At 60.3% G+C, this 18,460-nt stretch carries 14 protein-coding genes; 6 read left to right on the plus strand and 8 right to left on the minus strand.

Annotated features, from left to right (window positions below; genetic code table 11):
* Positions 1–697 (plus strand): ATP-dependent helicase (locus EPN93_11665; GenBank protein ID TAL34560.1); only part of this gene is annotated, 697 nt, incomplete at its 5' end.
* A 267-nt stretch (positions 698–964) separates the two neighbouring features.
* On the opposite strand, the gene EPN93_11670 is transcribed toward EPN93_11665, so the two are convergent.
* Both EPN93_11670 and pcnB read right to left on the minus strand, forming a co-directional pair.
* On the minus strand, positions 965–1,603 hold the full coding sequence (locus EPN93_11670) for a gamma carbonic anhydrase family protein (GenBank protein TAL34561.1): 639 nt from the start codon (positions 1,601–1,603) through the stop codon (positions 965–967).
* A 6-nt stretch (positions 1,604–1,609) separates the two neighbouring features.
* A complete protein-coding gene (gene pcnB, locus EPN93_11675; GenBank protein ID TAL34562.1) occupies positions 1,610–3,010 on the minus strand; it encodes a polynucleotide adenylyltransferase PcnB in 1,401 nt (466 codons plus the stop codon).
* 288 nt (positions 3,011–3,298) lie between these two features.
* Between pcnB and EPN93_11680 the strand changes: the two genes are divergently transcribed.
* Positions 3,299–3,478, plus strand: coding sequence for a hypothetical protein (locus EPN93_11680; GenBank protein TAL34563.1), 180 nt, complete (start codon positions 3,299–3,301; stop codon positions 3,476–3,478).
* A gap of 52 nt (positions 3,479–3,530) precedes the next feature.
* Here EPN93_11680 and EPN93_11685 read toward each other — a convergent pair whose 3' ends face one another.
* Positions 3,531–3,875, minus strand: a complete 345-nt coding sequence (locus EPN93_11685; protein TAL34564.1) for a hypothetical protein — start codon at positions 3,873–3,875, stop codon at positions 3,531–3,533.
* A 318-nt stretch (positions 3,876–4,193) separates the two neighbouring features.
* Here EPN93_11685 and EPN93_11690 point away from each other — a divergent pair, with 318 nt between their 5' ends.
* Both EPN93_11690 and lnt read left to right on the plus strand, forming a co-directional pair.
* Complete coding sequence (locus EPN93_11690; GenBank protein TAL34565.1) at positions 4,194–5,084, plus strand: alpha/beta fold hydrolase; 891 nt, start codon at positions 4,194–4,196, stop codon at positions 5,082–5,084.
* A gap of 149 nt (positions 5,085–5,233) precedes the next feature.
* On the plus strand, positions 5,234–6,826 hold the full coding sequence (gene lnt / locus EPN93_11695) for an apolipoprotein N-acyltransferase (protein TAL34566.1): 1,593 nt from the start codon (positions 5,234–5,236) through the stop codon (positions 6,824–6,826).
* On the opposite strand, the gene EPN93_11700 is transcribed toward lnt, so the two are convergent.
* Both EPN93_11700 and EPN93_11705 read right to left on the minus strand, forming a co-directional pair.
* Positions 6,807–7,796 (minus strand): hypothetical protein, encoded by a 990-nt coding sequence (locus EPN93_11700; protein TAL34567.1) that lies wholly within the window; start codon positions 7,794–7,796, stop codon positions 6,807–6,809. The two genes, lnt and EPN93_11700, sit on opposite strands and share 20 nt — an antisense overlap.
* A 15-nt stretch (positions 7,797–7,811) precedes the next feature.
* Positions 7,812–9,152, minus strand: coding sequence for an MFS transporter (locus tag EPN93_11705; protein ID TAL34568.1), 1,341 nt, complete (start codon positions 9,150–9,152; stop codon positions 7,812–7,814).
* Between the two features lie 199 nt (positions 9,153–9,351).
* Here EPN93_11705 and EPN93_11710 point away from each other — a divergent pair, with 199 nt between their 5' ends.
* Complete coding sequence (locus EPN93_11710; protein TAL34569.1) at positions 9,352–10,302, plus strand: hypothetical protein; 951 nt, start codon at positions 9,352–9,354, stop codon at positions 10,300–10,302.
* Positions 10,244–13,765 carry a response regulator gene (locus EPN93_11715; GenBank protein ID TAL34570.1) on the plus strand — a complete coding sequence of 1,174 codons (3,522 nt, stop codon included), beginning with the start codon at positions 10,244–10,246 and terminating at the stop codon, positions 13,763–13,765. The genes EPN93_11710 and EPN93_11715 overlap by 59 nt, the downstream gene beginning before the upstream one ends.
* Positions 13,766–13,773: 8 nt before the next feature.
* Here EPN93_11715 and EPN93_11720 read toward each other — a convergent pair whose 3' ends face one another.
* From EPN93_11720 to EPN93_11730, 3 genes are all read right to left on the minus strand, one after another.
* Positions 13,774–15,180 carry a glutathionylspermidine synthase family protein gene (locus EPN93_11720; GenBank protein TAL34571.1) on the minus strand — a complete coding sequence of 469 codons (1,407 nt, stop codon included), beginning with the start codon at positions 15,178–15,180 and terminating at the stop codon, positions 13,774–13,776.
* A gap of 242 nt (positions 15,181–15,422) precedes the next feature.
* Positions 15,423–16,682, minus strand: a complete 1,260-nt coding sequence (locus EPN93_11725; GenBank protein ID TAL34572.1) for an MFS transporter — start codon at positions 16,680–16,682, stop codon at positions 15,423–15,425.
* A gap of 111 nt (positions 16,683–16,793) precedes the next feature.
* Positions 16,794–17,507, minus strand: coding sequence for a class I SAM-dependent methyltransferase (locus EPN93_11730; GenBank protein TAL34573.1), 714 nt, complete (start codon positions 17,505–17,507; stop codon positions 16,794–16,796).
* Positions 17,508–18,460: the final 953 nt, after the last annotated feature.

The raw sequence follows: 18,460 nt of genomic DNA on the forward strand, positions 1-18,460 counted from the left end.
CACGCTGCTCCTTCCACCGGGCGGGGGAAACCTTTTCGTGGTCGGAGACGACTGGCAGTCGATCTACGCCTTCAGGGACAGCCGTGTCGAGTATATCGTCCGGTTTAAAAATTATTTCCCCGGGGCGGTCGTCCATAAGCTCACCGTGAATTACCGTTCGGCAAGGGAGATCGTCCGCGTATCGAACCGGTTTATCCGGCGCAATCGCTTTCGGACCCGCAAGCTTCTCTCCCCGCGCAGGCCCATGCGGGGGGATGTGGGCGGCCGGGAGGTCGGTTCCTTCGAAGAGGAGCTGGAAGCCCTGGGGGACCTCCTGCCGGAACTTGTCGCGCGATACGGATCGGTCGCGGTGTTATTCCGGAACAACTGGCAGGGCAATCTCATTCGCCGGCGCATACCGTCCGCCCCTGATCTCGAAAAAGACGGAAAGCTCGCGCTCATGACGATGCACGCGTCGAAGGGCCTCGAATTTCCAGCCGTAATCATATGCGGGGTGAGTGACGAGGTCATTCCCGACGCGTTCGCGCCCCTGGAGGAAGAGCGGCGCTTGTTCTATGTCGCGCTCACGAGGGCAAAGGACTGCCTGCGGGTTATCTATCACCGAAACCCGCAGGGCGGCATTGCGCGCTTTGCGAAGGAATTGGGATTTCGGCCGCGCACCAGGGATTTGCGTGGAGAACGCCTGGGGCCGGCATAAGGTCCGCACCTGCCGCGTTGCGAGGCGTTCGATGGCAGGGGATATCATTTCATGAAGGGTCGCGTATCGGCCCCCCGATTCTGATCATTGCCCATATCACAAAAACAGCATCAGGAGGCCCCTTAAATCCCTCCGGAGGGGAACTTCAGCAATCGGCAGAATATGCATTTTCTATCATTGGCAGATGTCGTTGCCCCCGCAAAGGGGAGTGGGGCGTTTTTAACCTGTGGGTAATGGGTAGATTGACGTGCGGGTGAAACGCGGTGATCAGCCTTCGGCGGGTCGCAGCACGAAGGACAGCGCGTCGAGGACTTCCATTCCCGCGAGGATACTTTCATTGAGCACCGCTGCATGGCGTTTCGCGGCGGCCACTATCTGCTGAGGCGCGTCCGGGTCAATGGGTTCACCGCTCTTGTAATGGCGGGAGAGCTGGAAGTAAATGAGCGCCGCTTCGAGCGGCGTTATCAGGTCCCGGTAGCGATTTTCCCTTACCACGGCGGGGTTTCCCGCCGCGAGCGAGAAGGGGGGTATCACGCTGTCCTGCTTGACGACGGCGCCCGCCGCGACGATGCTTCCCCTCCCCACGACCGCGCCGTTCATCACCACCGAGTGCATGCCCACGACGACGCAGTCCCCAACCATGCAGCCGTGTACGATCGCACCGTGGCCCACTGTTACACAGGCTCCCACCGTGAGCGGATGCTCAAGGTCGCAGTGGAGCACTGCGTTGTCCTGGATGTTGGAGAGTGCGCTTACCGTAATGGCGTTCATGTCCGACCTGAGCACGGCCCCCGGGAATACCGAGGAACCGGGTCCCAGCGATACCCTTCCGAGTACCGTTGCCCCCGGGTGAACGAAGGGACCCATGTCACACGGGAGGTCAAAGTGCGTGCCGGAAGGAAGCATATGCCCCTATGAAGGGCCCGGTGCGGGGTCCTGGTGAATTTTCCGCGGCGGACGCCGTCTTCTCCGGCGTTTACGCCGGGGAGCCCCCGTCGTTTCGCGCGATTCGGTTTCCTGCGTGCCCCCGTGGGCTGCCGGCGCGTCCGGGGAGAGCGCCGCGTCCGACGAGCCCGCGGAGTCGCGCGGCTCGCGGGCCCGGTCTTTCCAGTACTTGAGGCTGCCCGCGTTTCCGCCGGGAAGCCCCGACAGGATTTCGAAAAAGAGGAGCGCATCGGCGAAGTAGGGGCTGCGGATGAAATTGCCCTCCGAGCGCCTCGCGCGCCTTCCGGCGTTAACGCGCGAAAACGTCCACTGGCGTGCCGCGGTATTACAGATTCTGTCCCACTCCTTGCGGGGGAGCCGGAGCCTCTGCACCATATCCTGCATTTTCTCCTGGAGTGAGATGAACACGTCCTGATAGTTCGTCTTTTCAGCCTCTTCCCCCACCGCTTCGATGATGAAGTCCCAGAGAAGCGCGGTGAGCAGCACGGAGGTGGATATGTCTTCGCCCCGGGCACGGCGGCGGTCCACCGCATCGAGGCGTGTTCGCAGGGAGCTCTGGTGGCGGGTGTCGGTGAGCTCGGGGATCCAGTGTTTGAGCAGACCCCAGTCGTTGAGATTGGTGAAGGTCCGCGCCGATGCGCCGGATCGGAGTATCTTGTAAACCTCCTCGAGAAGCCGGTTCGCGTTCGCCTCTTTAATCAGGTGCGCGCAGTCATTAACGGCCTTGAGCTCTCGCCGGGGGAGTGAGAATCCCAGCTGTGCGCAGAAGCGCCCGGCCCGGATGATCCGAACGGGGTCCTCGGCGAAGCGTTCCGCGGGGTTTCCGATACAGCGAAGGGCTTTTTTTGAGAGGTCCGCCAGCCCGCCGGTATAGTCGACCAGGGACGAATCGCCGCTGTCGAAATAGAGCGCGTTCACGGTGAAATCCCGCCTGAGGACGTCCTCTTCTATCGTGCCGAACACGTTGTTGGCGGCGTAGCGCGGCCCCTGGACCTCCTCCGGGTCGACCAGGGCCCGGAACGTGGCGACCTCCACGAACCGGTCGTGCGAAACATAGACGTGCGCGAGCCGGAAGCGCCTTCCTATCAGGAAACACCTCTTGAACAGCCTCTTGATCTGGTTGGGCCGCGCATCGGACACGATATCGAAATCCTTGGCCTTTTTATCGAGCAGTATGTCGCGAATGCATCCCCCCACCAGGTATGCCTTGTAACCGTTCCTGCGCAGGCGGTCCAGGATGGCAAGCACCTCCGGTTCAACGCGTCCGCGCGACATCTTATGATTCTTTGCCGGCACTATCACCGGGTATTTTTTCTTAAATAATGACCACATGCTCTTTATGCCTGTCGCGTATGAATTTTCCGCCATGTATCGGACATCCGGCGGTCATGAATGCCCGACACGGGCCGGTGGTTCGATAAAACGGGTAAAACCTGCCCGATTTATCGCACGGCAGGTGGAATCTCGATGGCAAGGGTAGACAGTATACCATGAAATTGCCACTACAATTTGCATTATAGGGGATTTGATACGCGGTAAAATTAATGAGAAAGTATTGACAAGCGACCGACCCCCCGTACCATTATCCCCCGAAACGGCGATGGCCCCTCGGGGCGCTGCGGACATCGCAATAAAGGTCATTTCACGAGGTAGCGAATGGACAAATTCGTCATGGATATCATCCGGGAATACCATGTGGCGGTGCATCACAGCATCTGGATCGCGGGCATAATCTGCTGCTGGGTTGCGCTGACCGGGGGCATACGCTTTGGGATCGCGATCTACCGGAGAAAAAAAGGCATTTATCCCCCCGCGACAAGCATGATGGAACATTAGAAACAAGCAATAAAAAGGGGCGCTTACGGCGCCCCTTTCCATTAATCCTATCCTACCTGTGGTTTTTTACCGCCTGTCCCGGGGGCCGCGTCAAACGGCGTGCCGGGGAAGCCTGACTCTGAATTTCATTCTTTTCGGTAAAGCTGATAAACCTGGTCTTAAGCGATTCCAGCACATTCTCCACCGGGTAGCATCCCAGGTCGCGAAGCTTCTTGGTGAGCGATGCATAGGTCACGAATTTAAGATTATAGCTGACCCTGAGCGACCGGCTTCCCGCGTTCGATGATACCTGCATCACGCCCAGAAGGCTTCCCAGGGTCGATTCGGCCTTGCTGAGCGAATCCGGCTTTGTAAGGGAGCGTACTTTAAAAACGTGCGTTTTCAAGATATCTTTCATCCGGTGTTCTCCTCCCCCCGTGACATATTAAATTTCCAAATTTAATATAATTCTTAAATTTCGATTCAGCAATAATTTATTGTGAATTATTGGACCTCCCGTACACATCCGCCGCCTGCGCGACGGTACGAACCCGCTGCAAGGGGGGTGCCGGAGGGAAAGGGAAATATCGGCCCACCAAAATTATTGAAGTGAATAATAATCGGACGAGTTTAATTTTAACCCATCAAGGCTAAAAATAATTGACAGTCCGGACGGTTTGGAATATACTTGGGTTATGTCCGAGTGGCGCAAAAAAGAAAATTCAGGAGGATTTGAATGAATCGAATCACCGTATGCCTGAGTATCGTGCTGTGTCTTGTATTTTCAACCGGGCTGGCCTTCGCGGGCGGCGATTCAGATGCGTGCGCCACAAAGTACCCGATCGTGCTTTCGCATGGAATGGGTGCCCATGCCGACAACCTTGGGATAGGCTACTGGTACAACATCCCCGGAACGCTCGAGGATGAGGGCGCCGACGTCTATATCTCGGACCAGATGGCAATGCAGGGAACGGCGTACCGCGCGCAGGAGGTCAAGGCGTACGTGCAGTACGTGCTCGCCGTTACGGGAAAATCGAAAGTCAACATCGTGGGCCATTCCCACGGGACCCTGGATACCCGTTACATGATATCGAACCTGGGCATGTCGAGCAAGGTCGCGAGCTATACCAGCATCGCCGGTCCGCATCGCGGAAGCTCGGTGGCCGATGTCGTCCTTGGCGTGCTTCCCGACAGCGGGGAGTGGCTGGTTTCGGGGCTCGTGAACACGATCTATGACTGGATTTTCGGCGACGCGTCGAACAGCCTTCAGGGTGCGCGCGACCTCTCGACGAGCTACATGAAAAACACCTTCAACCCCAATACCCCGAACATTTCCGGCATCTACTACCAGAGCTGGTCGGCCAAGATCAAGCTTATTACCGCCGACTTCCTGATCACGGAGCCCACGTGGCTGCTCATGAAATTCTACGAGGGCGACAACGACTGCCTCGTATCGGTGACCTCGTCGAAGTGGGGGACATGGCGCGGCATCCAGGAAGGCGCGTGGTGGTGCGGCGGCGTATCGCACTTCAATATCGTCGACCAGTTCCTGGGGATTACGCCCGGCTTTGACGCCCCGCAGTTCTACGTGGATGTCGTGAGCGAGCTAAAAAACAAGGGCTATTAATACTAACGTGCATGTCAATCCGGTGAATGGGTCGCGCTGTGCGCGGCCCATTCGTGTGTCCGGGTGTCCGGTTTCCACCCCGCACACGCAGCCGATGAACCGCCTTGAAAGATGATTGCGGATTTTACCCGGACCGCTACCCTGCGCCGATGAACCGCTTTTCCCCGGCAGGATTTTACCCATACCTCTGGTCCGTGTGCTCGGCCTTCGCGGCTGCCCTGGCGCTCTCGTTCGAGTGGGCATACCCTCTCGCGTTCTTGTGCATGGTCCCTTTATTCGGCACCCTGTCGCGCGCGGGGGGCCTCCTCCGCGGAGCGGGCATCGGCTTCACCTGGGGCTTCGTGTTCGCGGCCGCCGTGGGGTACGGAGTTTTTTTCGCCCTTCACGATCACTATGGTAAATCGGCATTTTTTTCGCTCCTGTTCATGACCGGTTTTGTCCTTGTGCCTGCCGGCATCCTTTACGGGATCGTGGGCGCCGCGTGCCGGTTCCTTTACCGGGATACCATGGCGTTTTTCGCGCTGGTCGCGCCGTCGGTGCTGGTACTGTGCGAATACCTGCGCGAGATACTGCCCGGCATGATTCCCTGGGGCGGCCTGGGGTATTCCCTGACCGCGAGCCCCCTGCTACTGCAGACCGCTGACACCTGGGGGCAGTATGGACTTTCATGGATCCTGTTCTGCATAAACGGGCTGGTATGGGCCGCGATTTCCGGCATGGTTCGGTCAAGGCGCTTAACCGGGGGGGAGGACGCGTATCGGACCCCCCAATCTTCCATTAAAGCGCTTCTTCCCGCCGGTATCGCGGTACTGGCGCTGGCTCTTCTCTGTACGTACGGGGGCATTGCCTTGAACCGGTGGCGATCCCCGGAACGGGCGGGTGGCGGGGGAGCCCCGGGCATCCAGGCGGTCATCGCCCAGGCGAGCCATGGGCAGCGCGAGCGCTGGAGGGACGACTCGTTCTATGCCCGGCTTGAGTCCTACCTGGCGCTTTCGGGAGCGCCGGCCGGGGAGGGGCGCATGATCGTATGGCCGGAAACGGTGCTCAATTCACCGCGGCGCCTGCAACCCGCGCTTTTTGCGCGGCTGGCCCAGGCGGCGGGGGAGAACGGCGTGCTTTTATCGGGGGGTGTGCGCCACGCCGCGGGAGGCGAGTTTAACGCGGTATGGACGATTTCGGGCGATGGGGAAACATCGTCGTACGACAAGCATATACTTCTCCCCTTCGCGGAAACGGCACCTCTCGAGAGCGGCGGGCTGGGGGCCTACTACGAGGCGCCGTCCAGGTTCGAACCGGGAACGGGACCGCTCACGGTGAGCACAGTCCACGGAAAGGTTGGAACTTCGATATGCTTTGAACTGTTATACGGCGACTTTATCCGGCAATCGGTGCGCGGAGGCGCGGGGATACTGGTAAATGTTTCGAACGACGCGTGGTTCGGGGATTCGAATATGCCGCGTATCCACGCGCGCGCCGCGGCGATGCGGGCGGTGGAGGAGCGGCGCTACGTGCTGCGCGCGTCCAACAGCGGGATATCGGCGGTCGTCGCGCCTTCCGGTGACGTCTTTGCGCAGACTGCGCTGTTCTCCCGCGAGGCCCTGCGCGCGGAGATTCATGCGCTGGACACTGATACGGTATTCGCGCGCGCGGGCTATTGGGTGGTGTATGCGTCCATCCTGATCGTCATGGGGGCCCTCGTGCGTATGCTCGCGCGCGGTGGGGCTACCGGGACCCCTTCATGATATTCTCGCGGCGCCTGAACGCGTCCGCCTCTTCGCCAAACGTCTGGTTTTGCAGTTCGAGGATCTGTTTTTCCTTTTCGGCCGCGTCCAGGTTCACGTCGCCCTGTATCCGGAATTCCTTCTTGCGATAGTCGTCTTCCTTTAGTTTCTCGGCTGCGAGCTCCGCGTCGACGTTTTCAAGGCGGCCTATCACCTCGTCGTCGAAAAACTCCTTCCTGAACTCCCTGATCTTTCCGGATTTCCGGGCATCTTCCATGCCCTCCAGGTCCTTCGAGTACATCTGGAGCTTTTCTGTATAGCGATCGAAGGGCTTCTCGAAGCTGTCGGGGGCGTCCTCACCCTCTTTGCCCCACATGTCCCCCTTGAGGGCGGAAATCTTCGATTCCTTTTCGGCGCCGGTGAGGGATTCGTCGTGCAGTATCCCGCCTTTGCGGAATCGATACTCCTGGATTTTCACCTCCGCGCCCCAGAGCGCATCGGCAAGCTCTTTGCCGAAGAATTCGCGGCGGTGGTCCTGAAGCTTCCGTAAATAAGCCAGGGCATCTTCCGCGGTGGCCGGCTGTTTCCATCCGCGCACCGTGCCCGCCAGGTTCTGTTCGTATGTGGAGAACTTCTTATAGTGGGCGAACATCTCTTCCGCGCGCGCGGGATCCATGATGGACAGAAGGTAGTCATGGACCTTTTTCAAATGGTCCTCCAGCCCCATCTCGCGGAATTTCCACTGGAGGGATTTGAAGAAACGGACGGTCTGGGAGTTCGCGGCCGATTCCGGGAAGTACCTCCCGGCGGCTTCCCGCGAATCGATCCGTACGTTCTTGAAGAAGCGCTGAACGTCTTCGCGGCTGACGTGCGCGCTTTTGTCGATGACGTACTCGTCCGGCCGGCCGCTCCCGCCGCGGGAGCAGGCGAGCCGGTAGAGCAGAAACGCGAGCAGGGCGAGGGCGATGACAATGGCGAGCGTGCGTTTCATGCACTCCTCCGCTGGTTATTTTACCATGGTTTTCGCGCGCTCTTTCATGAGCGCGTTCAGCTTCGCCTCGTCCGCGGGGAAGGTCCAGATCATGACGAGGAGCAGCACGCCGCACACGAGCCAGAAGAGGTTCGCGATGTTGAAGGCCCAGAGGCGCCCGAACGCCACGATGAGCCCGCTTATGATGACGGGCCCGAATCCCTTGCCCAGGTCGTCGGTAAGGTTGAAGAGCGAGAAGATGGATCCGCGCGTCTCGGGCGCGTTTACGTTCAGGAGCATCGCCTTGACGTTGGGACCGGTTATGGTGATGGTGAAACCGGTCACGAAGCCGATAAGCACGGGGAGTATGATGCTCGGGTTCTCGACGCCGATCTGCGACGGATAGTTGAGCAGGAAGAACATCGGGATGATGCCCAGAAGCGTGGTGGTGCCGCACAGGAGCGGAAGCAGGCGGGGGTTTTTATTGTAGAGCTTGTTGCCTATCAGACCCCCTATAAAGGCGCCGAAAATCGCCGCGCCCCCGACCACCATGACGATAAGGGTCGCGACCTGGATTGTGAACCCCTTCTCCTGGGAATAGAAATCGTTCAGGAAGATGAAGAAGACGCCCCACGGCACGGTCCCGGGAATTCCCTGCAGGAACAGGAGAATATTGGTTTTGATCTTAAAGAGGTCCTTGTAGAGGGAGCGGTTGATCTTTCCGGTATACACCATTCCCTTCTCGATCAGGTCCCGCAGGCTCTCCTCGCAGCTGCCGCGCAACGGTTCTGTGACCGTGAGCGCGAAGATCGCGATGAGTAAAAAATTAGGAAGCCCCACGATGATGAAGGGAAGACGCCACCCGTATTCGGGCAGGGATCCTACGAAACCCGCGAGAAGCTGGCCGAACGCGATTCCCAGTCCCTGCGCGAGGCCGATCCATGCGGATGCCGTGGCCCGGTGGTTCGCGGAGAAGTAGTCGCCGATAAGCGAGTACGAGAGCGGAAGCGCCCCGCCGATTCCGATGCCGGTTGCCGCGCGAAGCCAGAAGAGCTGGTCGTAATTCTGCACGTACCCGGTGAGCACGCAGGGGATTTCCCCGATGATGATCGTGATTACGAAGAGCCATTTCCTGGAAATCAAATCGGTCAGGTAGCCAATAAGCAGGGTCACCATGCCGCCGAGCACCCAGAACACGAAGCTGATATCGCCCCCCAGGAGGGTATCGCGCTGGGCGGGGTCGGTGATGCCCAGGTCATGGGCGATCTGGGTGAGATTGGGCGCCATGAGGTTCTGATCGGCGAAGAGGAAAAGATTGATGACGGCGAGCAGGATTACGGAAAAGAGCTCTTTTCGGCCGAAAGACGATCGATCCATATGCGGGTCCCTCCGGTTTTTTTAAAGAGGTTTTTCCGCTTTCGATTAAAAAGCAAGAACATTTTCCGGGGAATGTCCGTTTGATTGGAAAGCGACGGGTCCGATGCGCCCATGGCGGCAACGGAAACCGGCCGGCGGAAAATGCTTGCAGGAAGCGGCGTGCGACAGTAGTCTGAGCGTACTCGTACGGGGGAGGGACATGGGTGAAGTAAGCTATTTCAATGCGACAGAGTTCACGCCTGAGCGCGTGAAGCTGCTCAAGTACCACAGCCGGCTGATCGTGGTGTTCTCGACTTTTGGCGAGCGCGAGGCGGAGCTCATCCGGCAGAAGATCTCGCTGCTCGACCGGGAGCTTGGCGGCCTGGTGGACGGCTACGTGCTCTCGCATCGCAGGCAGGGCTCCGCGGAAGAGCTCACGGAGGCGAGGGCGCGGGAGGCCAGGGCGGACGTCGAGATCGTGGTCTGCAACGGGTACCGGGTCCCGGATATGGGAGACGAGCAGGGCAAGGGCGCCGACATGCGGCGGTGCCTCTACCATATCAATACCGTTATGCGTAACAACGCCCGCGAGGAGGACGTGATCGTCGTGTTCCTGGACGCGGACGTGCTGCCGGACTATTTCGGGGCGCACTTCGTGCTGGGACTCTCCGGCGCGGTGCTCGAGGGCTTCGATTTCGCGAAGGCGGGATTCTGGCGCGCGATGGGGCGTGTCAAGAAATACGTCGCGCAGCCCCTGTTTTCCGCGATCGAGCACCCGCGGCTGGCGGCGCTTTCCAGGCTTTCGTACCCGCTCGCGGGCGAGGTGGCGGGAAGCCTCCGGTTTCTCAACTCGGTGAGCTTCTGGCAGCGTTACGGCGTGGAGACCGGTATCGATATAGACGCGAGCGCCCGCCCGATACGCATTGCCGACGTGAACCTGGGCAGGTACGACCACGAGCACCAGGGTGAGGCCGGCATCCAGAAAATGGCCTTCGGCATTATCCGGACATACCTCATGCAGCTGCGCGACTACGGGATCCTCGAATTGAAAGACGGTGCGCGCATAGCCGACGTGTTCAGGGAGACGCATATCGACGAAAGCGGCTCCCTTCATGCCCAGGCGTTCGACCTGGCGGAGAGGAAATACGCGCCGCTTTCGACGGTGCTCTGATACCGCACGCGGATACCGGCCCTGGAAAACGACTGATGGGCGGGTATTAAAATTGACAAAAACCTCCTCGTGCGCGGATATTGTTTCCAGCACTAGTGCCCCGGCCTCAAAATCGCCGCCTATGCTGATTAAAACTACATTCAAGCCGTTCCTATCGCGAACGCCCATGCTGGCCAGGGTTGTATTCTTGGCGGCGCTCCTCGCGTCGCTAGGGTCATGCGAGCGGGTATTCCGGCCGTCGCCGCCGCCGCGTGCGCATAACGGCATTCTCGACCTGAGGGGATGGGATTTCACGCGCAGCGGTCCTGTCCAATTGAACGGGGAATGGGAATTTTACTGGGAAAGGCTTATCGGTCCCGCTGAATTCGGGGCGGATACGGCGCCGGATAAGACCGGTTTCATCTCCGTGCCGGGTGTCTGGAACGACTTCAAGGCCGGGGGGAAGGCGCTCCCGGGAGACGGCTATGCGACCATTCGCCTGCGGGTATTGATCGGAGAGCCGGCGGGCGAGATGGCCCTCCAGCTGTTCACGATGGGGACGGCATTTTCAATTTCGGTCAACGGCACGGTCCTCGCGACAGTCGGCGTCCCGGGGACGAGCCCCGAAACCTCGGTGCCCGCGTATCGGCCCCATATCGTCACCTTCGCTCCCGGGGGGGATTCGCTGGAAATTACCGCGCAGGTCTCGAATTTCCACTACCGGAAGGGCGGCCCCTGGCGGGAGATCGACCTTGGCATGGAGAATGACGTGCGCGATCTGCGGGAGCGCAAGATCATTTTCGACATGTTCCTGTTCGGGAGCCTGCTCATCATGGGGCTTTACCATGTGGGGCTGTTCATTTCCCGGAAAAAAGACCTTGCGCCGCTGTATTTCGGCATTATCTGCCTAATCTTCGCCCTGCGATCGCTCGTTACCGGCCACTATTACCTGACATACCTTGTTCCGGGGATTCCCTTCGAGCTGGTGATCACGCTGGAGTATATCGCGTTTTTCCTGGGGGTGAGCGCCTTCGCGCTGTACCTGAAAGGGCTTTTCCCCGAGAACGTCCCGCGCTGGTTCGTAGGCTTCTATGTAGCGATCGGACCGCTGCTCACGCTCCTCACGCTGGCCACCCCGGCGCGCGTCTACACCCACACCATCCTGGCGTTTCAGGCGGCGGTTCTGGTCTCATTTGTCAGCACCATCGTCATCATCGCCATCTCGATCTATCGGCGGCGGGAGAGCGCGTGGATGTTCATGTTCGGGTTCGCCGTGGTGGTGTTCGCGGGCGTCAACGATATCCTGCATACCAATTATGTCATTCAAAGCTTCCACCTGCTGCCGTTCGCGATCTTCATCTTCATTTTCCTCCAGGCGTTCTCGCTGTCGCGGCGGTTTTCGCGCGCGTTTTACGCGGTCGAGGCGCTCTCCGAGGAGGTCAGCTCCAAGAACATCGAGCTGACCAGGCTGGACGTGATGAAGGACGAGTTCCTTGCCAATACCTCGCACGAGCTGCGCACCCCGCTGAACGGCATCAACGGCCTCGCGGAATCGCTCATGGACGGCGCCGCCGGCGCGCTTAATTCCGAACAGCGGGAGAACGTGGGCATGATCGCGGCCAGCGGGCGAAGGCTCGCCACGCTGGTGAACGATATCCTGGACCTCTCGCGCCTGAAGAACAGCGAAATCACACTCGTCCTCCGCCCCGTGGACCTGCGTCAGGTGGTTGAGATGATGCTCAAAATATCCCGGCACCTCGCGTCCGGCAAACAGCTTGCGCTCACTAACGACGTACCCGGGGACCTCCCCTTCGCGCTGTGCGATGAAAACCGCATCCAGCAGATTCTGCTGAACCTGATCGGGAACGCGATCAAGTTCACCGAAACCGGCGAGGTCCGCGTTTCGGCGCGCAGGGGGGATCCCGCGGGAATGATCACCGTCACCGTCAGGGACACGGGGATAGGCATCCCGCGGGAAAACCTCGGCAGGATTTTCCAGGCGTTCACGCAGGCGGACGGATCGGTCGCGCGGCAATTTGGCGGCACGGGGCTGGGGCTTTCGATCACGCGCAGCCTGGTGGAGCTTCACGGCGGAAGCATCACGGTGGAATCGGAGCCGGGGGCGGGGTCCTCGTTCCGCTTCACGGTGCCGCTCGTGGAGCGGGGCGCGCAGGAAGAGGCGGATGCGCCGATGCTCACCCCGGCGCGCGGGGATGACGATGGCCGGGTCGAGGCACAAGGATTCGACGCTACGGAGCAATACGCGACGCAGAAGCAGGACGCGCACATCCTCCGCACCTTCGACATAGCCGAGCAACCCGGCAGGGAGGGAACGGTACTTGCAGTCGACGACGACCCGATCAACCTCCAGGTCATCGTGAATTATCTTACCATGGAGGGATACCGCGTGGTCACCGCCAATTCGGGACCGCGGGCGATCTCCCTCCTCGCGGCAGCAAAGCCGGACCTGGTGCTCCTGGACATCATGATGCCCGGCATGAGCGGCTACGAGGCGGCCGCGCAGATACGAAAGGCCTACCCCTACAATGAGCTTCCCATCGTGCTGCTCACGGCGCGCGGCCGCGTGACGGATCTCACCGAGGGCTTCGCCTCGGGGGGCAGCGACTACATCGTGAAACCGTTTTCGAAAAGCGAGCTCCTGACCAGGATACGTTTCCATATCTACCTCAAGAACGCCTTCCGGGAGGGCAAGCGGCTTGCGAGGATCGAACAGGAGCTGGATATCGCGCGCCGCATCCAGCGGAATACCCTTCCCGCGGGTCCCCCGCGCTCGCCGCACTTCACGATCGCCGCGCGCTATATCTCCGCGGAGCGGGTGGGCGGCGACTATTTCGACTTCCACGTGTTCGACGACGGGAGCCTCGCGGTGTTCATCACGGACGTGGTGGGCCACGGCATTCCCGCGGCCTTCATCGCCTCGATGGTGAAACTCGCGTTTTCCGTAAACCGTGAGGGCGCATCGGACCCCCCGGCCTTCATGCGCTCCATGAGCCGCACGCTCGCGGGGAATACCGGGGGGCACATGCTCACCGCGGAGCTCGTGTACCTGGACAGGCGCGGGGGAAGGCTCCGGTGCGCCCGGGCGGGGCACGAGCCCGTGCTCGTCTACCACCGCGCCGAGAACAGGATGGAGGAGATCATGCCGCGCGGCATACTCATAGGCTACGATTCGCGCACGACGTTTGAGGAGGGGGAGACCGCGTTCGCGCCCGGGGACAGGATCATCCTCTATACCGACGGGCTCACCGAGGCGCGCAACCCCGTGAACGGGCGGGCGCCCGGGACCGACATCAACGAAACCATGTTCGGTCACGACGCCCTCTTGGGAACGATCATGGAAACCAGCACGCTCGACGCGGACCAGTGCGCGCAGCGCATCATAGAGAAGGCCATTGAGTGGACAGGCAGGAAGGACAATTTCGAGGACGACGTCACGCTCCTCGTGATCGACGTCGAGGGCTGAGGACCGCGCTACTTCAAAACGTGCGGCACGAAGCGACTGAGATTGTCGGTCACGAGCGTTGCGCTCTCCCGAATGCCGATCCCGGCCGCCCTGTCCCCGATTACCCAGGAGCCAATGACCGGAAAATTCCCGTCGTATTCGGGAAGGGGGGCGAACGCCTGCACGATCGAATTTTCGACGGAGTAGGTGCCCTGTGTTTCATGGATCACGGCGCCGTCCTTCACGATGCGGATATTCGCGCCCTCGCGCGCCAGGAAGGGCTTGATCACGTAGCTTTCCAGCCGGGGGGGCGCGCCGTCGTTGATGTATGTCGGGAGCAGGTTGGGGTGGTCCGGGTACATTTCCCATAACACCGCGAGTATGGCCTTGTTGCTCAGGAGGCTCTTCCAGGGCGGCTCGAACAGGGCGATCTTCGTGTCGTAGAGCCGTTCAAAAAATTCTTCCTGGAACATCCATTCCCACGGGTAGAGCTTGAAGAGGTGCCGGATGGGGGTATCGTCCTCGTCGACGAAATTTCCCGCCGCGCCGTCGAATCCTATGTCGTCGATGTACACGAACCCTGTGGGTATGCCTGCCTGCTCCGCGACGTCCTGCACGTAGGCGGTGTTGCCGAGGTCCTCGTCCGAATCCTTCATGCAGGAGACATGGAGAAATTCAACCGAGCCCTTCCGCTCCCTCCAGTAATCGAGCATTTTCTCGTGGATCGAGTTGAACTGGTCGCCGGAATTACCAATGACGTCCTGGAGCCAGTGCCACTGGATGACGCTCGCCTCAAGGAGCGCCGTGGGGGTGTCGGCGTTATATTCCAGGAGCCTGGGTTCGCCCTGGCCGTCGTACCAGAGGTCGAACCTTCCGTAGAAGTGCGGCTCGTTTCTCTCCCATGAGCTTTTCACAAGCGGTATCGCGACGGGGGGTATCCGGAGCCTGTCGAACAGGTTGCGGGACACCACCCGTTCCACGGCCTTGAGGCACATGCGGTGCAGCTCGTTCGTGACGTCCTCGATCTTGTCGATCTGCGGAAGGGTAAACTCGTAGTACGCCGATTCGTCCCAGTAAATCTGCCCGTAGAGGGTGTGATAATTGAGGCCGTGCTCCTCCACCTTCGTGGTCCAGTCGGGGCGGGGGACGATGCGCTTCCGGATCACGAGCTCACACCCGAATGGCTGGCCGAGCTGGACCCGAAGCCGCCGCGCGAGGTCGACGTATGGGCGCTCGTCGTCGAACGGACTGAGCTGCCCCTCGATACGAACCCGCTCGATGCGCTCCCAGAGGAGAACCGCGACGGCAGGGAAAACCGGTTGCCGTGCATCCAGTAGTAGCCCATTCCCGGCGAATAATACGGTCCCATGTGCGAGCCATACCGGGAATGCTCGGCGTCGCCGGCGGTGTCCTCGCAGAGGGAGGAATCGGACCATTCCTCGACGCATGCCGACTTGTTCTTGTAGACGCGCCGCTCGCCGTCCGGCACCTCCTCGGAACAGCTGAACACCGCGGTTCCCAGAATCACCAGTTTCACGACCCTGCTTTTCTTCATGTGCATTTCCCGGAAGGCCAGTTTATTTTGGTGCGGATTGACCACAATGATGGCCTAACCCGCCGGGAATGTCAAGCACAGTCCGCCGTGCGTGTACCCCGCGCGTACGAAAGCGCATCGGCCCTAGGGCGCATCCCCGATCCGGCTCCGGTCGCGCGCCATGAGCACGGGCACCAGGGTCAAGAGGATCATGCCCGCGGCGGCGAAGAATATCTCGGGGGTGGGGATGATTCCCTCCTTCCCGTCGATGAGCGCGCGTATGCCGAAGCGCTCGATGACCAGGCTCCCGAGTATCGGCCCCGGGATCATTGTGAAGGCGACGAAGAAGAGCGTCATGTACCCGGAGAATTCGCCCCTCCTGTCGTCCGGGTAATAATCCTTGCTCCACGCGCCGGACGCGATCGTCCACAGCGTCTGCGCGCCGATCCAGGCGACGGAACACACCGCGAGCATAGCGAACTCCCGCGCGAACGCGAACGAGAACAGCGCGCCGGCTTCTATGAACACGGCGATAATGGAAACGCGCTTGCGCCCCAGCCGGTCCGTGAGCATGCCGCCGGGAAGCGAGGCGAGAAGGCCCCCGCCCAGGATCGCGATGAAGATGAGCAGGGTGGACTCTTCCATGGGGATGCGCAGGAAGTGCTTGAGGTATATGAGAAGGAAGGGGAAGAAGATGTTGAACGCCATCCCCCACAGGCTGATTCCCAGGAGCACCAGGAAGAAATCCCTGTTCTCGCGGATGAACCCGCCTCCGAACGTTTCCTTTATACGCGCGAGGGTGCCCCCGCCGCCCGAGGGGATCGTCATCGCGCTGTCGACCATGAGTCCGCCCGCCAGGCCAAAGCCGAACACGAGCGCCCCCACCACGAAGAAGAACGCGAAATAGCCCCATGCCTCGATGAGGGGGCCGGACGATCCGTATACGACGAGCATCGCGAGCCACAGGGAGAGCGTGAAGATGCCCTGCGCCTTCCCGCGGTTACCCGTGTCGGTGATGTCGGTGAGGTAGGCGTTGTAATTGGCGTCGAACGCGGTCGAGCCGAAAAAGGTCATGACGCTGTCGAGCACGATGAGCGTCCACGCGGCGGCCACGGGAACGCGAATGAATTCGGCCATGGGCACGACCCAGATGGACACGCCCCAGATCAGGTACCCGAAGAGCAGAAAGGGCTTTCGTTTCCCCAGCCTGTCCGAGTAAGCCCCCATGACGATGGAGGTCACCGTCGCCGTCACCGCCGAGGCGGCGACCATCATCGAGATGTAAAACGGCTGGGGGATGATGCGGTCGAACATGAAGGTGTTGAAGAACTGGTTCTCGACGGCCCATGCGAGCTGGCCGGCGAATCCCAGGAAGAGAAGGCTCATCCAGTGTTTTTTCTTCATCGCGGGTTCTCTCCCCGGGAATTTTTAAACGGCCGCGGGGGGCCGATACGCCGGCGGGATTCTAGCGCGCCCCCGCCGCGAAGTCAAGCGTGAGTCTACCGTAACGGCGCATTACTTTTTCATCGAAAACTCAAGGTAGTACTGATCTTTAAGGAAATCGTCGTCCTTGAGCAACGCCAGCCCCGCCTCCGCGAACTCGGCGATGACGGTGTTCTTCTCCAGCCGGAGCTTTACAGGCGGACCGTCCTTGGCCTCCATGCGCGTGTCGAGGATAATTACACGCCCCCCCGCGGCAAGGCCTTTCATGAGCGCCCTCAGATAGGGCACGCGCTCCTCGATGTGGTGGTAGGTGTTGCACATGAAGATGACCGCGAAGCGTCCCGCGGGCAGCGCCGGCTCCTTCGCGTCGATGAGCTCGGCGCGATAGTTCGCAAGGCCCAGCTTCCGGGCGTCTTCCTTCATATATTCGATCATGCCCTTCTCGATGTCGTAGCCCGTCACGGCGCCGCCGGGCGCCACTGCCTTCGCGATCCGGCGCGCGAAGTAGCCCGTGCCCGCGCCCACGTCGGCGACCATGTCCCCGTTCTTCAATCCCATGCGCTTCACGACCTCGTCGGGCCTCTGCCACTCGAGCCGGGCGGGGTCCTCGAAGCGCTTCGCGTAGGATTCCACGTCGGCGAAGCTGTGGCTTCGTTCGTGGGGCATCGGGCTCTTCGAATCGCATGAAGCGGCGAGGAAAAACGCGGGATAGACCAGGCACAAGAGTACGAGGTATTTGAACAGCATAGTATTCCTCCGGGGCAATTTCATTGGGTTGGAACACATGAATTTAAGGTATCCCGCTTCGTGGCGTCAACAGGAATTCGGGACGCTACGTGCCCGTGCCAAACATATTAATAACCGATCCCTTCCCATAATAAACTTACCCCTCTCGCGTTTCCGGCTCTTTCCTTTTTGTGTACATAAAAAGAACGTAGTGAAACGTAGCAAAGCGTAAGTGTCCCGGGGGTGTCCGGGGGCGTTGTTCGGGCAAGTAACCGGCATTATACCGTTGTCTGGCTATATTTTGCACCGGTTTCGCGTAACTCCCTTTAGCGAATGGTGGGGCGGATCTGGGGGTACGCATGGCGCCCAACCGGCCAAGGGGTTTGCGAGTCACTTGTAAGAAGGCGATCCCCGGATGTTCTCCAGGTGCGCTTGGCGACCAACCAGCAAAGGGATTGCGAGGGTATGCCGTGGTCAAGACTTGCAGGATAATCGGCGGTGGCATGAATTGTGCTACCGCATGGCTTTTTCAGGGGACCCCTGGGAAGGGGATGCTTTCACGAGGGAGAAAGGCCTTCGCGGCCTCTCTCCCTCGTGGCTCCCACTCTCCCCGCTCCTCAAGCGGCGGAGGGCCTAACGCCCGAACTCGCCTCACCGGCTGTGACGTCCATGGATGGACTAATGCCGGGGACGCGCACGGATGCGCGTTTGTCCCCGGCCGCCGGACTCGCCTCAAACAAGCGGGCTAATACGGTTTGCCGCTACGCGGCGATCTAGGTCTTGTTTCCTGTTCCGGATGCCCCGAGTACTGCTTTCATGTGCTCTTCCACGCTTCCGTGGACGTGTTGCTGACAAGGCTTTGCTTATCGGGAACCGGGAATGAACGCTGATGAATGTGAATTTTAGGGCTGAGAATCGATCACACGTGGTCAGCGCCATCTTCCAATACGTCGCTCCCTGAGCCCGTGGAAGGGCGGCTGGTCAGAATCAAGAACGAGTCGGGATGCCTCTGA

Source organism: Spirochaetota bacterium (assembly GCA_004297825.1).
Lineage (GTDB): Bacteria > Spirochaetota > UBA4802 > UBA4802 > UBA5368 > FW300-bin19.